The sequence below is a fragment of the Kutzneria sp. NPDC051319 genome (assembly GCF_040682195.1).
In the GTDB taxonomy this organism is placed as follows: domain Bacteria; phylum Actinomycetota; class Actinomycetes; order Mycobacteriales; family Pseudonocardiaceae; genus Kutzneria.
In genome coordinates, this window is record NZ_JBFBAM010000027.1 from 70,363 (window position 1) to 85,308 (window position 14,946).

At 70.4% G+C, this 14,946-nt stretch carries 17 protein-coding genes; 12 read left to right on the forward strand and 5 right to left on the reverse strand.

Annotation, left to right across the window (positions count from 1 at the left end; all coding sequences use genetic code 11):
* The first annotated feature begins 128 nt into the window (after positions 1 to 128).
* From AB0M73_RS25675 to AB0M73_RS25715, 9 genes are all read left to right on the forward strand, one after another.
* A complete protein-coding gene (locus tag AB0M73_RS25675; protein ID WP_363895013.1) occupies positions 129 to 1,916 on the forward strand; it encodes an acetyl/propionyl/methylcrotonyl-CoA carboxylase subunit alpha in 1,788 nt (595 codons plus the stop codon).
* Positions 1,917 to 1,966: 50 nt separating this feature from the next.
* Entirely contained in the window at positions 1,967 to 2,500 is a 534-nt protein-coding gene (locus tag AB0M73_RS25680; RefSeq protein ID WP_043721865.1) for a DUF1707 domain-containing protein, read from the forward strand.
* Positions 2,501 to 2,516: 16 nt separating this feature from the next.
* A complete protein-coding gene (locus tag AB0M73_RS25685) occupies positions 2,517 to 2,756 on the forward strand; it encodes a hypothetical protein (RefSeq protein WP_043731262.1) in 240 nt (79 codons plus the stop codon).
* A gap of 10 nt (positions 2,757 to 2,766) precedes the next feature.
* On the forward strand, positions 2,767 to 3,288 hold the full coding sequence (locus tag AB0M73_RS25690) for a GNAT family N-acetyltransferase (RefSeq protein ID WP_363895016.1): 522 nt from the start codon (positions 2,767 to 2,769) through the stop codon (positions 3,286 to 3,288).
* A gap of 6 nt (positions 3,289 to 3,294) precedes the next feature.
* A complete protein-coding gene (locus tag AB0M73_RS25695; RefSeq protein WP_363895019.1) occupies positions 3,295 to 3,879 on the forward strand; it encodes a DUF3558 domain-containing protein in 585 nt (194 codons plus the stop codon).
* A gap of 121 nt (positions 3,880 to 4,000) precedes the next feature.
* Positions 4,001 to 4,363 (forward strand): hypothetical protein, encoded by a 363-nt coding sequence (locus AB0M73_RS25700; RefSeq protein WP_043721864.1) that lies wholly within the window; start codon positions 4,001 to 4,003, stop codon positions 4,361 to 4,363.
* A complete protein-coding gene (locus AB0M73_RS25705; protein ID WP_052395613.1) occupies positions 4,363 to 4,926 on the forward strand; it encodes a PPE domain-containing protein in 564 nt (187 codons plus the stop codon). The genes AB0M73_RS25700 and AB0M73_RS25705 overlap by 1 nt, the downstream gene beginning before the upstream one ends.
* Positions 4,927 to 4,928: 2 nt before the next feature.
* Positions 4,929 to 5,702 (forward strand): ESX secretion-associated protein EspG, encoded by a 774-nt coding sequence (locus tag AB0M73_RS25710; RefSeq protein WP_363895023.1) that lies wholly within the window; start codon positions 4,929 to 4,931, stop codon positions 5,700 to 5,702.
* A 16-nt stretch (positions 5,703 to 5,718) separates the two neighbouring features.
* Complete coding sequence (locus AB0M73_RS25715; protein ID WP_363895026.1) at positions 5,719 to 5,859, forward strand: type II toxin-antitoxin system Phd/YefM family antitoxin; 141 nt, start codon at positions 5,719 to 5,721, stop codon at positions 5,857 to 5,859.
* Between the two features lie 200 nt (positions 5,860 to 6,059).
* Here AB0M73_RS25715 and AB0M73_RS25720 read toward each other — a convergent pair whose 3' ends face one another.
* Positions 6,060 to 7,748 (reverse strand): glycerol-3-phosphate dehydrogenase/oxidase, encoded by a 1,689-nt coding sequence (locus tag AB0M73_RS25720; RefSeq protein ID WP_363895112.1) that lies wholly within the window; start codon positions 7,746 to 7,748, stop codon positions 6,060 to 6,062.
* A gap of 239 nt (positions 7,749 to 7,987) precedes the next feature.
* Here AB0M73_RS25720 and AB0M73_RS25725 point away from each other — a divergent pair, with 239 nt between their 5' ends.
* Positions 7,988 to 8,734: an MIP/aquaporin family protein gene (locus AB0M73_RS25725; RefSeq protein WP_363895029.1), complete on the forward strand. Its 747-nt coding sequence runs from the start codon at positions 7,988 to 7,990 to the stop codon at positions 8,732 to 8,734.
* Positions 8,735 to 8,765: 31 nt separating this feature from the next.
* A complete protein-coding gene (glpK, locus tag AB0M73_RS25730) occupies positions 8,766 to 10,268 on the forward strand; it encodes a glycerol kinase GlpK (RefSeq protein WP_363895032.1) in 1,503 nt (500 codons plus the stop codon).
* Between the two features lie 49 nt (positions 10,269 to 10,317).
* Here glpK and AB0M73_RS25735 read toward each other — a convergent pair whose 3' ends face one another.
* From AB0M73_RS25735 to AB0M73_RS25745, 3 genes are all read right to left on the reverse strand, one after another.
* Entirely contained in the window at positions 10,318 to 10,923 is a 606-nt protein-coding gene (locus tag AB0M73_RS25735; protein ID WP_363895034.1) for a class F sortase, read from the reverse strand.
* 156 nt (positions 10,924 to 11,079) lie between these two features.
* Entirely contained in the window at positions 11,080 to 11,832 is a 753-nt protein-coding gene (locus AB0M73_RS25740) for a hypothetical protein (protein ID WP_363895037.1), read from the reverse strand.
* Positions 11,833 to 11,941: 109 nt separating this feature from the next.
* Complete coding sequence (locus AB0M73_RS25745) at positions 11,942 to 13,345, reverse strand: NAD(P)H-quinone dehydrogenase (protein WP_363895040.1); 1,404 nt, start codon at positions 13,343 to 13,345, stop codon at positions 11,942 to 11,944.
* Between the two features lie 108 nt (positions 13,346 to 13,453).
* Here AB0M73_RS25745 and AB0M73_RS25750 point away from each other — a divergent pair, with 108 nt between their 5' ends.
* Positions 13,454 to 13,903 carry a gamma-glutamylcyclotransferase family protein gene (locus AB0M73_RS25750; RefSeq protein ID WP_043721856.1) on the forward strand — a complete coding sequence of 150 codons (450 nt, stop codon included), beginning with the start codon at positions 13,454 to 13,456 and terminating at the stop codon, positions 13,901 to 13,903.
* A 43-nt stretch (positions 13,904 to 13,946) separates the two neighbouring features.
* Here the strand turns inward: AB0M73_RS25750 and AB0M73_RS25755 are convergent, their stop codons facing one another.
* Positions 13,947 to 14,846 (reverse strand): DUF559 domain-containing protein, encoded by a 900-nt coding sequence (locus AB0M73_RS25755; protein ID WP_363895044.1) that lies wholly within the window; start codon positions 14,844 to 14,846, stop codon positions 13,947 to 13,949.
* Positions 14,847 to 14,946 lie beyond the last annotated feature (100 nt).

Below are 14,946 nucleotides of genomic sequence, written 5' to 3' on the forward strand. Positions count from 1 at the left end.
TCTGCACGTCAACCCGGGTCCGGCGCTCGTCGTGTCGTGAGCATGGTCTCCTCCCGCGCCGGGTTACTCGTCCGTAGACTGCTGCGAAACGCGCGCGTTCCGCTGGAAGTCGTACGAGGAGGTATGGCGTGCCAGAGTCGGCCGCAGACCTGGGACCCGTCACGCTGCACAAGGTCCTGGTCGCCAACCGGGGTGAGATCGCCGTGCGGGTGATCCGCGCCTGCCGTGACGCCGGCCTGGCCAGCGTCGCCGTGTACGCGGACCCCGACCGGGACGCGCCGTTCGCGCGGATGGCCGACGAGGCCTTCGCCCTCGGCGGCTCCACACCGGGCGAGAGCTACCTGGTCATCGACAAGCTGCTGGACGTGGCCAAACGGTCCGGCGCCGACGCCGTGCACCCGGGCTACGGCTTCCTGTCTGAGAATGCCGACTTCGCCCAGGCCGTGCTGGACGCCGGGCTGATCTGGATCGGCCCCTCCCCGCAGTCCATCCGCGACCTCGGCGACAAGGTCACCGCGCGGCACATCGCCATGCGCGCCGGGGCCCCGTTGGTGCCCGGCACCAAGGACCCGGTGAACGGTCCCGACGAGATCGTCGCGTTCGCCGAGGAACACGGGCTGCCGGTGGCGATCAAGGCCGCCTTCGGCGGCGGCGGCCGCGGCCTGAAGGTCGCCCGCACGCTGGAGGAGATCCCCGAGCTGTTCGACTCCGCGGTCCGCGAGGCCGTGTCAGCGTTCGGGCGCGGGGAGTGCTTCGTCGAGCGCTACCTGGACAAGCCGCGTCACGTCGAGGCCCAGGTCGTGGCGGACAAGCACGGCAACGTCATCGTCGTCGGCACGCGCGACTGCTCGTTGCAGCGCCGGCACCAGAAGCTGGTCGAGGAGGCCCCGGCCCCGTTCCTCACCGACGACCAGCGGGCCCGGATCCACTCGTCGGCCAAGGCGATCTGCGCCGAGGCCGGCTACTACGGCGCCGGCACGGTCGAGTACCTGGTCGGCCTGGACGGGTCGATCTCCTTCCTGGAGGTCAACACCCGCCTGCAGGTGGAGCACCCGGTCAGCGAGGAGACCTCCGGCATCGACCTGGTGCTGGAGCAGTTCCGCATCGCCGCCAACGAGAAGCTGCGCTTCACCGAGGACCCGACCCCGCGCGGTCACTCGATCGAGTTCCGCATCAACGGCGAGGACGCCGGCCGCAACTTCCTGCCGGCCCCCGGCCTGGTCGCCACGTTCGTCGAGCCGTCCGGTCCCGGCGTCCGCGTGGACGCCGGCGTGCGGTCCGGCGACGTGATCGGCGGGCAGTTCGACTCGTTGCTGGCCAAGCTGATCGTCACCGGCGAGACCCGCGAGCAGGCGCTGGCCCGGGCCCGCCGCGCGTTGGACGAGATGGTCGTCGAGGGCATGGCCACCGTGCTGCCCTTCCACCGTGCGGTCGTGCGGGATCCGGCGTTCACCGCCGAGGACGGCTTCACCGTGCACACCCGGTGGATCGAGACCGAGTTCGACAACACCATCCCGCCCTTCACCGACCCGGCCGTGGCCGAGGAGGAAGAGGGCTCGCGGCAGACCGTGGTGGTCGAGGTCGGCGGGCGTCGGCTGGAGGTGTCGCTGCCGTCCACCTTGTCCGTCGGCACGGCCGCCCCCGCCGCCGCGAAGGCCAAGCCGCGCAAGCGGGCGGGCAAGAGCTCGGCGGCTGTCTCCGGCGACGCCGTGGCCGCGCCGATGCAGGGCACCATCGTCAAGGTCGCCGTGGCCGACGGCCAGACGGTCGAGGCCGGTGAGCTGCTGGTCGTGCTGGAAGCCATGAAGATGGAGAACCCGGTGACCGCGCACAAGGCCGGCACCGTGACCGGGCTGGCCGCCACTCCGGGCGAAACGGTCACGCAGGGCTCCGTGCTGCTGGAGATCAAGGACTAACTGACGGATGTCATGACGGGGGACCGTTGGTGCGCCGTACGATTGGCGACGTGAACGAGTCCCCCGAAATGCGGATCGGTGACACCGAACGCGAGCAGGCGCTCGCCGCGCTCGGGGAACACATGAGCGCCGGTCGGCTGACCATCGACGAGTACGGCGAGCGGTCGGCCAAGGTGACGGCCGCCCGCACCCGCGGCGAGCTGCTGGAGCTGTTCACCGACCTGCCCGACCCCAAGCCGGGGGCCGTGCCCCGGCCGCAATCGGCGGCCACCACCGCGCAGCTGCCGGTCACGGCGCCCGAGGCCAAGGTGGAGAAGCGCAGCAACGCGCCGCGCATCTCCATGGCGGCGATCGCCGCCGCCAGCTGGCCGGTGTGCATCGCGATCGGCCTGCTCACCGAGAAGTGGATCGTGATGGCGATCCCGTTCCTGCTGAGCTGGTTCATCGGCTCGCTGTTCGGCGGCCGTGGCCACCACGACGACCGCGACCACGGCCGTCGCGAGCGCGACCGTTTCCGCGAGGAGCGCCGCGCCATGCACGACGACATCCACCGCCGCCGCCGGGAACTGCGTGGACGCGACTAGGTCCACAGTGGACGGCATGCTCATCGTGCTGCCCGACCGCGAGGACGCCGAGCGGGTCGCCGGCGAGCTGGCCGAGCTGGGCTGGCTGCCGTGCGCCGTGCACAAGGAGCTGTTGGCCGGCGAGGACGACGCCGAGGACGCCGACTGGCTGATCGAGCTGGCCACTGCCCCGGACGGCACGCCCGCGAGCGGCCACGAGGAGTATCTGGCGGGACTGGCCGACCTGGCCGACGGGTTCGTGACCAGCATCAACTAGGTTGGCCGCCGTGGAACCGGTCGAGATCAACGCCGGCAGGTACTACCTGCGGCAGCTGCGCGCCGACGACCGGATCGACGACCGGCCGTCGATCCTGGACGCGTTCACCGATCCCATCAGCCGCCGCTGGATCAGCCACCGGATCCTCGATCTGGCCGGGGCCGGCGACTATGTGGCGCTGCGCGCCCAACAGTGGGCCGACGACGAGCGCTGCTCGTGGGCCGTGGCCGACCAGAACAGCGGGGAGCTGCTGGGCGAGGTCGGGTTGAAGGACCTGAACCTCGACGGCGGCACGGCCGCCGCCGCGTGCTGGGCCGCGCCGCGGCACCGCAACCGCGGCGTCGTCAGCGAGGGACTGGCCGCCGCCCTGCGGTTCGGCGCCGGCGCGCTGGGCCTGACCCGGGTCGAGTACCTGTTCCAGGACGGCAACGAGCCGTCCCGGCGGGTCGCCGAGAAATGCGGCTTCGGCCACCACCGGACCATCGACCAGTGCGGGTCCAAGGTTCACGTGTGGACCCTGTCGCTAGTCTGACCGGCCATGCGACTCGCGCTGCTCCTGCTGTGCGCGGCCGTGGCCCTCGCGGGCTGCTCCGTGTACCCGCTGTCCGAGGCCAGCCAGACGCAGTCCTCGGCGCCGCCCGCGCCGACCACGACGACGACCAGCCTCACGCTGCCGCCGCGGCCGCGGGAGATCCCGCTGGACAAGGTCAACCCGTGCACCATCCTGACCAAGGACCAGCGGGCGCAGCTGAGCCTGGACACCACGCCCGCCCCGTACAACGACACCGAGCTCAAGGCACGGGCGTGCACCATGCGGGGGACCTACAGCGGCCAGGTCGCGCGGCTCGCGCTGGTCACCGAAGAGGGCGCCGAGCTGTGGATCTCCGACGAGGCCCAGAACACCGCCAAGGTGACCACCGTCGTCGGCTTCCCCGCGCTGGAGATCCGCACGCCCGGCTTGGACACGCTCTGTAACGTCGAGGTGGACGTGGCCCAGGGTGAATTCCTCGACGTGCTCTTCCGTGACGGCGGCAACGCCACCCCGCTCGCCCAAGATGATCTTTGTCTTGGCGCGCAACGGGTCGCGGAGGCGGCCATGGCCAGCCTGTCCGGCGGCCACTGATGGCGGATTGACAGGCCCGGCGGGGTGGATGTCACCCTGGCCACTGCCCACCGTCACGCAGTGTCGCTAGGATGCGCTGGGTCGCTAGAGTGTGCTGGCGCCCGACACCCGGAGGTCACTCGTGCCGCAGCGGACCACGACCCCCGACCCGGCCGCGGTCGCCGCCGGCGGGTTCCGGGTGGACCCGGCGGCCATGCCCGCCCTGCGCCGGACGTTCACCGCCGCGCTGGTCAAGCTGGACAAACAGATCGAGATGGCCGTCTCCGACGTGCGGATCCGGCCCTGGGCTGGCGACCCCGTCAGCCAGCAGGCCGCCGACGACATCAACGACCACACCCTCGGCGTCGACTCCGCGCTGGACGCCCTGCTGCGCTACCAGCGCCAGCTCAAGGGCGCGCTGGACGCGTTGAGCGAGGTCGAGCAGGGCTATCACACCGTCGAGCAGGACAACACCCTGCTCATCCAGCAGCAGGGCGGCTGCTGATGCCGGCCGACGTCCGCTGGCGCGGCTACACGCACCAGGAGCTCTACGACGCCATCAACTCCGGGCCCGGCGCGGCCGCGTCCGCCCACCCGGCCGCGTGCTGGGGCGGGATCTCCGGCGCGCTGCACGAGATCAGCGGCGACCTGAGCGCCGCCATCGGCGCCACCGCCCAGCACTGGCACGGGGCCGCCTCCGACTCCGCCCTGCACGGCATCGCGCAGCTGGCCCGGTGGGCCGCCGACGCCCACACCAGCGCCGAATCCGTGCGCACCAGCACCGAAGCGCAGGCCGACTACGTCATGCGCGCGCGGGCCGACATGCCGATGCCGGTCAAGGCGCCCGACCCCGGGCCGTCCGGCTGGCTCGGGGACCTGGTGTCGCTGTTCGTCGGACAGATCGACGCCGAGATCATCGAGTCCGCCCAGGACGCCGCCGCGACCAGGGCGTTCGAGGTGATGAGCACGTACGAGACCAACACCGCGGCCAACACCGCCTCGCTGCGGGCCTTCGACCCCGTGCCCGTCGTGACCGGTCCCGTCGTGCCGAGCCAGCGCGGGTACTGACTTTGCTCACCCTGTCCGAGCTGGAGTTCGACGTGCTCTGGGAGCACCTCCGGCTGGCCGAGATGCCGCTCGCGATCAAGGTCGCCTCCCCCGGCAAGACCCACGTCGAGCGCGAGGTCGTCGCCAAGACCGTGTGGGACGCCCTGGCCGAGCGTGGGCTGGTCGGCGGCGCCCTCGGCATCGATCAGGACCTGGTCGACCTGCTCGGCCTGTTGGACGGCGCCGACTACGAGCTGGACGCCCGGCTCTGGCTCGACGGCGGCGTGCGGGCCCTGATCGCCGCCAAGGGCCACGACGCCGTGCTGGCGCGGCTGTCCGACGGGCGGCTGAGCCTGAGCCCCGTCGACATCGACGCGCTGCCTCGGGCCGCCCTGTCCCTGCTGCCCGAGCTGGCCGCCGGTCCCGGGCACTCCATCACCGTGCCCAGCGCCGAACTCGACGCCGCCGCCGCCGAAGCCGAGACCGCCGACGAGCTCGCGTGGATCCTCCGCGACCATGGCGTGTCCCCCGGCGAGGCCGACGAGCTCGCCGCCATGGTCGGCAACGTCCGCCGCCGCGGCCAGTTCGGCGCTGCCGCCCGCGACCGCTACGGCCGCCGCCACCGCCCCGACCGCGTCATCGGCTTCTTCGACACCCCCCGCGGCCGCTACGTCCAGCTCCGCCGGGCCAAACCCGGCGGCGTCGCCTGGAGCACCGTCGCCCCCGCCGACGAACGCCGCCTCGGCCAGCACATCACCGACCTGTTGAACGACGCCGTCCAGCTCACCTTCGCCTGACCTGTGGCTTCCGGTGGTGATCGTCTCGCTTGACGACTACCAGTCGCTCAAGGAGACGGCATACCTGCTTCGCAGCCCGGAGAACGCACGGCGACTGATCACCGCGACCGAGCGTCTCGAATCCGGCGGCGGCGAACACCACACGTTGGCCGACTGAAGCTGGTCCGAGATGAGCTGGCGTGGGTGGACTACGTCTGGTGGCAGTTGACGAGATCCACATCGCCGCCTGCCGGCACCACTACGAGCGGCCGTAGTCGCTACGTGAGTGGCTCATTTCGCATTTTCGCCTTACGTGAGTGGCTCAGGTGCGCCCTGAAGGAAAATGAGCCACTCACGTAGCGAAAAAGAGAGGGGGCGTCAGCTGACGGGGTCGCGGAGGTCGCGGGCTTCGGGGGCGCTGATGCGGCGGGCGTCGGCGGCCTCGTCGTTGGGCTCGGACTGGGAGTCCCGCTCGGCCTGCACGCGGGCGGTGTAGACCTCGACCTCACGGGCGATGCGCGCCTCGTCCCAGCCCAGGACGCCGCCCATCAGCCGGGCGACCTGGTCCGCGCAGTCCACGCCGCGGTGCGGGTACTCGATGGAGATGCGAGTCCGCCGGGTGAGGGCGTCCTCCAGGTGCAGCGCCCCCTCGTGCGAGGCGGCGTAGACGATCTCCACCTGGAGGTAGTCGGGCGCGGCCGGCAGGGGGCGCAGCAGGTCGGGATCGCCGTCGGCGACGGCCAGGACCTCGTGCACCATCGAGCCGTAGCGGTCGAGCAGGTGCCGCACGCGGTACGGGTGCAGCCCGTGCCGGGTGGCGAGCTGGTCGGCCTGGTTGACCAGGGCGTAGTAGCCGTCGGCGCCGAGCAGCGGCACCTTGTCGGTGATGGACGGCTGCAACCGTCCGGTCAGGTCGGCCCCGGCCGCGTCGACGGCGTCGGCGGCCATCACGCGGTACGTCGTGTACTTGCCGCCGGCGATGGCCACCAGACCGGGCGAGACCCGGGCGACGGCGTGCTCGCGGGACAGCTTGGACGTGGACTCGTTCTCCCCGGCCAGCAGTGGCCGCAGGCCGGCGTACACGCCCTCGATGTCGTCGTGCGTGAGCGGCGTGGCCAGCACGGTGTTGACGTGGCCGAGGATGTAGTCGATGTCGGCCTTGGTGGCGGCCGGGTGCGCGAGGTCGAGGTTCCAGTCGGTGTCGGTGGTGCCGACGATCCAGTGGTTGCGCCACGGGATCACGAACAGCACGGACTTCTCGGTGCGCAGGATGAGCCCGGATTCGGCGACGATCCGGTCCCGCGGCACGACGATGTGCACGCCCTTGCTGGCCCGCACGCGGAACCGGCCGCGGCTGCCGGACAGGCGCTGCAGCTCGTCGGTCCACACGCCGGTGCAGTTGATCACGGCGTTGGCCTTGACCTCGGTCTCCCGCCCGTCCTCGGCGTCACGCACCTGCACGCCGGAGATGCGGTCGGCCTCCCGCAGGAAGCCCACAACCTGGGTGGAGGTCCGCACCACGGCCCCGTAGTGGGCGGCGGTGCGGCCGACGGTCATGGTGTGGCGGGCGTCGTCGGCCTGCGCGTCGTAGTAGCGAATGCCGCCGATCAGCGCGGACCGCTTCAGCGCCGGGAACATGCGCAGCGCGCCAGCCCGGGTCAGGTGCTTCTGCCCCGGCACCGAGCTGGCGCCGCCCATGGTGTCGTACATGAGCAGGCCGGCCGCCGTGTACGGGCGCTCCCAGACGCGGTGGCTGAGCGGGTAGAGAAAACTGACCGGCTTGACCAGATGCGGGGCGATCCGGGTGAGCATCAGCTCCCGCTCACGCAGCGCCTCGCGCACCAGGCCGAACTCCAGCTGCTCCAGGTAGCGCAGGCCGCCGTGGAACAGCTTGCTGGACCGGCTGGACGTGCCCGACGCCAGGTCACGGGCCTCGACCAGCGCCACCCGCAGGCCACGGGTGGCCGCGTCGAGCGCGGTGCCGACGCCGACCACACCGCCGCCGATCACCACGATGTCGAAGGTCTCCGAACCCAGGCGCTGCCAGTCACGTTCCCGTTCCGGCACACCGAGCCGGCCGGTCTCCGCCGAGCCGCGTGTCGGGGTCTGCGAGGCTGCTGCTGGTTTCCGGGTGGCCACGCCACTCGCCTCCCGCCTGTTTGACTGCCTGGGTTCCGACGGATCATCACGCTACCGGCTGCGGGCCTCCGGCGGGCAGTGGAGCCGTCCCGCCATGGACAGGGCCGGTACCCCTCAGTAACGTCCGGACTCCCGTTCCAACGGCGTCGACGGGCGTGGAGGTGTGTATGGGCTATGGCGCGATCTTCGTCTGGGAGACGATCGGCACCGCGCTGCTGATCCTGCTGGGCACCGGTGTGGTGGCCAACGCGGTGCTGAAGAACACCAACGGCAACAACGGCGGCACGTTGTTCATCAACGTCGGCTGGGGTTTCGCGGTGTTCACCGGCGCGAGTGTCGCCAATCCGAGTGGTGCTCACCTGAATCCGGCGGTGACCCTCGGACTGGCCATCGCCAAGAAGGTCAGCTGGGACAAGGTCCCCTTCTACTTCGCCGGCGAGATGGCCGGCGCGATCATCGGCGCGATGCTGTGCTGGGCGACCTACAAGCTCCAGTTCGACCGGCACGACGAGCCGCAGAACACGCTGGGCATCTTCTCCACCGCGCCGCGCATCCCCGGCGTGCTGTGGAACCTGGTCACCGAGATCATCGGCACCTTCGTGCTGCTGATCTGGATCCTGGAGAGCCCGACGGTCAAGGCCGGCAGCGACGGCGTCCCGCAGTTCGGCAACTCGGCGCTGGGCTACGCCGGCGTCGCCTTCGTGGTGCTGGTCATCGGCACCTCGCTCGGCGGGCCGACCGGCTACGCCATCAACCCCGCCCGCGACCTGGGCCCGCGCCTGGCGTACGCGTTCCTGATGCCGATCAAGGGCAAGGGCGACGGCAACTGGGGCTATTCCTGGGTGCCGGTCGTCGGCCCGCTGGTCGGCGGCTCGCTCGCGGCGCTGCTCGCGCTGGTCCTGCCCGCTTCCTGACGTCTCGCGACAGTCCGTGAAAGGCGAATTCATGTCCTCCTATGTGGCCGCCATCGACCAGGGCACGACGTCCACCCGCTGCATGATCTTCGACCACTCGGGCCGGGTGGTCGCGGTCGACCAGAAGGAGCACCGGCAGATCTTCCCCAAGGCCGGCTGGGTCGAGCACGACCCGGAAGAAGTGTGGGCCAACACCAGAGAGGTCGCCGCCGGCGCCGTGGCCAAGGCCGACCTGCACGTCACCGACATCGCCGCGGTCGGCATCACCAATCAGCGCGAGACCGCCGTGGTGTGGGACCGGACCACCGGCAAGCCCGTGTACAACGCCATCGTCTGGCAGGACACCCGGACCCAGGCCATCGTCGACTCGCTGGCCGGCGACGTCGGGGCCGACCGGTACAAGGCCAAGGTCGGCCTGCCGCTGGCCACCTACTTCTCCGGACCCAAGATCCGCTGGATCCTCGACAACGTCGAGGGCGCCCGGGCCAAGGCCGAGGCCGGCGACCTGATCTTCGGCAACATGGACACCTGGGTGCTGTGGAACATGACCGGCGGCGTCGACGGCGGCGTGCACGTCACCGACCCGACCAACGCCTCCCGGACCATGCTGATGGACCTGGAGACCCTGGCCTGGGACGCCTCGATCGCCGCCGACATGGGCATCCCGCTGTCGATGCTGCCCGAGATCCGGTCCTCCTCCGAGGAGTACGGCCACGTCCGCGAGCGCGGGGCCCTGGCCGGCGTGCCCATCGCCGGCATCCTCGGCGACCAGCAGGCCGCCACCTTCGGGCAGGCCTGCCTGTCCCCCGGCGAGGCCAAGAACACCTACGGCACCGGCAACTTCGTGCTGCTCAACACCGGCACCGAGAAGGTGCTCAGCGAGAACGGGCTGCTCACCACCGTCTGCTACAAGATCGGCTCCAACGACACGGTGTACGCGCTGGAGGGCTCCATCGCCGTCACCGGCTCGCTGGTGCAGTGGATCCGCGACAACCTCGGCATGATCAGCACCGCCGCCGAGATCGAGGAGCACGCCCGTTCCGTCGAGGACAACGGGGGCTGCTACTTCGTGCCCGCATTCTCGGGACTGTTCGCCCCGTACTGGCGCTCCGATGCCCGCGGCGCCATCGTCGGCCTCACCCGCTTCGTCAACCGAGGCCACCTCGCCCGCGCCGTGCTGGAGGCCACCGCCTTCCAGACGCGTGAGGTCATCGACGCCATGAACGCCGACTCCGGCGTGCCCCTGACGTCGTTGAAGGTCGACGGCGGCATGGTCGTCAACGAGCTACTCATGCAGTTCCAGTCCGACATCCTCGGCGTCCCGGTCATCCGCCCCGTCGTCGCCGAGACCACCGCGCTGGGCGCCGCCTACGCCGCCGGCCTGGCCGTCGGCTTCTGGAAGAGCGAGGACGACATCCGGCAGAACTGGGCCAAGGACAAGGAGTGGACCCCGTCCATGGACGAGGACCGCCGCGCCTCGGAGTACGCCAACTGGAAGAAGGCCGTCACCAAGACCTTCGACTGGGTGGAGTGACAGCACGAAGGGGCCGGTCCTTCAGGACCGGCCCCATCGTGGTCGCCGCTCAGGCCTTGTCCAGCGTCGCGAACATGATGATGTTGTCCACGTAGCTGTGGGCCTTGGTGTCGAACGCCCCGCCGCAGGTGATGACCCGCAGGTCGGCGGTGGAGGTGTCGCCGTAGACGGCGTCGGTGGGGAAGGCGTCCTTGCTGTCCTTCTCCACCTTCTGCACGGTGAAGTGGGCCGTGCTGCCGTCCTGGCGGCCGACGGTGATCTTGTCGCCGGCGGCCAGCTCGTGCAGGCGGAAGAAGATGCCGGCCTGCTTGTTGCCGTCAACGTGGCCGAGGATGACCGCCGGGCCGATCTCGCCCGGCGTGGGGCCGAGCTTGTACCAGCCGGCCTGCATCGGGGCGCTGACCGGCGGCACCTCGACGGTCTTGTCGGGGTTGAGCCCCAGCTGGACCAGCGAGGAATGCGCGCCGATCTTGGGGATGTCCACCGACACCGGGGTCGAGGCCGCCATCGACGGCGACGCGGGGGCCTCGGCGCCGGCGGCGCTGGTCGAGGTCGTGACCGGCGTAGGCGCAGGTCCGGCCGCCGGCGGCTGGGCGCCGCAGCCGGCCGTGAGCAGGCCCGCGAGAAGCAGCAGGCCGACGAGTGTCTTCTTCACCATCACTCCTGATGTTGGTCGCGCCGCCGTGGATTTCGTGCACCCCTGCAAAACGAAAGCCGCGACGGCGCGACCGGTGATGGGCTAGCCATCACCGACCGGACGTAAACCGGCCCTGGGCAGGTTGCCTGACAGGCGGAAATTGTGCTCGGGATGTCACACGAACAGCGTCGCCGCGCCGCCGCCACCGGTCTGCGGGGCGCCGACCGGCTTCACGACGGCCTTGCCCGGCACCTTGAAGGTGGTGCTCACGGTCTTGTCGCCGCAGGTCATCGTCAGCTTGTAGGCGCCGGCCACGATGCCGGGCTTCAGCGTCGCGGCCGCGTTGACGTTAGTCTCCGTGTCGGCCCCGCGGATGTACTGGTAGTCGCCGAAGGTGAGCGCGGACGAGGAGAACACACCCTTGCCCCCGGGACAGTTGCCGTAGGCGACGTTGTGCCCGGCGGTCTGATAGACGTTCACCGCGTCGAGCTTCTCGGCGGTCGCGGCGTTGAGCTGCACGGTGAGCTTGCCCTGCGGCTCGGCCGGCGGGGCCGGCGTGGTGGTGGTCGTGGTCGAGGCGGCCGGCACCGTGAAGCTGGCCGAGCCCGAGCCGTTCTGGCAGTCCACCGACAGCGAGTAGGTGCCGGGCGCGACGCCGGGCTTCACCGTCGCGGTCGCCGACATGGTGATGTAGAAGTGGTTGGACTGGTTGTAGTGGTAATCGCTGAACGTCAGCTCCGACGACACGAAGTGGCCCTCGCCCGGGCAGTGGCCGGACGCCGTGTTGGCGCCGGTGAGCTGGTAGACGTTCGTGGTCGCGCCGTCGTTGAGCTGCGTCGCCGAGTAGTCGGTGGCGAAGGCCGCCGGCGCGACGGCGAGCAGAGCGGTGGCGGCGACAGCGCCGCCGATGATGGTCTTGACAAACATGGCTGGGATCCCCCCGTGCTTTCCGACTCGAACGACAACAAGACGTCGCCCCATCGGGTCTAGTTGCCCCTGACCAGGGGCAACCTTTTCGGGATTTCGAGCGTTGCGCTCAGTCCAGGTCGTCGTGCCGCATCAGCTGGCGGCCGGCGTCGGTGATCGAGCCCGACAGCGACGGGTACACCGAGAACGTGTGGGCCAGGTGCTCGACGGTGAGCTGGTTCTGCACGGCCAGCGCGATCGGCAGGATCAGCTCGCTGGCCGACGGGGCCACCACCACGCCGCCGATGACCACGCCGGTCGCCGGGCGGCAGAACAGCTTCACGAAGCCCCGCCGCAGGCCCTCCATCTTGGCCCGCGGGTTGGTGGCCAGCGGCAGCATGATCGTGCGGGCCGGCACCTCGCCGGAGTCGATCGCCTGCTGGCTGATGCCGACGGTGGCGATCTCCGGGTTGGTGAACACGTTCGCGGCCACGGTCTTGAGGCGGATCGGCTGCACGCCCTCGCCCAGCGCGTGCCACATGGCGATGCGGCCCTGCATGGCGGCGACCGAGGCCAGCATCAGCACGCCGGTGCAGTCGCCGGCCGCATACACGCCGCTGACCGAGGTGCGGGACACCCGGTCGACCGGGATGAAGCCGCCCTTGCCGGCGTCGATGCCGATCCGGTCCAGGCCGATGTCGGCCGTGTTGGGCACGGAGCCGACGGTCATCAGGGCGTGGCTTCCCTCGACCGTGCGACCGTCCTCCAGGTAGACCTTGACGCCCTTCTCGGTGCGCTCCACTCGAGAGGCGCGGCCGTGCTTGGCCATCTCGCTGCCGCGCTCGGTGAAGACGTCCTCCAGCACGGCCGCCGCGTCGGCGTCCTCGTGCGGCAGCACGCGGTCCCGGCTGGACACCAGCGTGACCTTGACGCCGATCTCGGTGTAGGCCGAGGCGAACTCGGCGCCGGTGACGCCGGAACCGATGACGATCAGGTGCTCGGGCAGCTCGGTGAGGTCGTAGATCTGCCGCCAGTCCAGGATGCGCTCGCCGTCGGGCACCGCGCCCGGCAGCACCCGCGGCGTGGCGCCGGTGGCGATCAACACCACATCGGCCGGCAGCACCTCGGTGCCGCCGTCGGAGGTGTGGGCGATGACACGGTGCTGGGCCAGACCCGTCGCGTCGTCGCAGAAGCGGGCGGTGCCGGTGATGATGCGCACGCCCTCGCGCTGTAGCTTGGCCCGCACGTCCGCGGACTGGGCCAGCGCCAGGCCCTTCACCCGTCCGTGCACGACCGGGACGTCCACGGCCGCTTCCGAGTTCTCGGTGCGTATGCCCAGCTCACCGGCGTTGCGGAAGGCGGAGCGGGCACCGGCGGAGGCGATGTAGGTCTTGGACGGCACGCAGTCGTAGAGCACGCAGGCGCCGCCGAGGCCGTCCCGTTCGACCACGGTCACGTCGGCCCCGTGCGGCGCGGCGACCAGCGCCGCCTCGTAGCCGGCCGGGCCACCGCCCATGATCACGATCCGGGTCACCGGGCTCCTCCAAGCAGACCTGTACGCGGGCGTCTAGAACTTACATCCTCACGCGCCGAGTGCTCGGCGTCCCGACTCCTGATCACATCGGTCGCTAGGCTGTCGGTCGTGCCGCTCTACGCCGCGTACGGCTCCAACATGGATCCGAACCAGATGATGGAGCGAGCCCCGCATTCCCCGATGGCGGGGACCGGGTGGCTCGCCGGTTGGCGCCTGTCGTTCGGCGGCGAGGATCTCGGCTGGGAGGGCTCGCTGGCGACCATCGTCGAAGAGCCCGACTCGCAGGTCTTCGTCGTCCTCTACGACGTCAGCCCCCGTGACGAGGCCCGCCTGGATCGGTGGGAGGGCTCGCTCGGCCTGTACAAGAAGATCAGGCTGCGGGCCCAGACCCTCGAGGGCACCGTCGTCGCCTGGCTCTACGTCCTCGACGCCTACGAGGGCGGTCTCCCCTCCGCCCGCTACCTCGGCGTGGTGGCCGACGCCGCCGAAGCCGCCGGCGCCCCCGACGACTACGTCAACGACCTGAGAACCAAACCCTGCCGAGGCATAACCGGCTAACCACCCCCGCGAGTCACGCTCTCGGGCACACCGAATGTAGGTTTCAGGCAGTCAGCCTGCGGGCCCGCAATGCCTCGCGCACCGCGCCGACCAGCCGCGACGGGGCCATGAGGTCGTCGATCGTGGCATGAATGACGATCCAGCCCCGAGCGGCGAGGTCTTCGTCGCGCCTGCGGTCCTGATCATGACGCTCGGCGTGCGCCGCATAGCCGTCGTATTCGACAGCGATCCGAAACTCGGGCCAGGCGAAGTCGAGGCGGTAGAGCTCGCGGCCATCGATCGTGGTAATCGAATGCTGCGGGGTCGGCACGGGCAGCTCGCGGTCATAGAACATCAGCAGCAGCTGGCTCTCGAAGGGCGATTCCGGCAATCCGGTCGCCAGATCGAACATCACTCGCGCCTGCCTGGTGCCTCGAATATCCGCGCGGGCGCTGATCGCCCGGAGCACGGCATCGCGAAACCCGGGCCGCTGCGCGGTGGGCAGGGCGGCCAGCATTTGATCGGCGCAGGCCAGCGCGGTCGGACGGCGCGCGCGGCACAACAAATCGGCGAGGACCTGTTCAGGGGCGAGCAGCCGCAGTCCATCGATTTCTGTGATGTCATCCTCGGTGAAGGTCCCGTTGTGCACCACAACACCCGGAGCCCGCTCAATGCGCCGCGCATAGGGCACCAGAATGTCGATCGGCGCGAAATCAGCAGCGGTGCAGCCATACATTCGGGCTGCGGTGTGTCTGGTCAGCACAGCGCGTTCGCCGGCGAGCAGCAGTGCGGCAGCGGCACGCGTGCGCAGTTGAGTTGTCACTTCCCGACGCAACAGCACCTGTCGGTGAAAGGTGACCAGTTGACCCTGCCTGACCGCGGCGCGGATCGCGTAGCGGCCGAAGGCGGCGATGAGGTCACGCCGCCGGTAGGCACCGTGGAGTCCGTTCGGTAGCTCAATCATGGATCCACGGTGCCCCGGCAGCGCAGTGCCCGGAAGCCCATTCCACAGACTGTGGATAACTCCCGCGAACTGTGGATAACTGCCCGAAACCTACATTCGG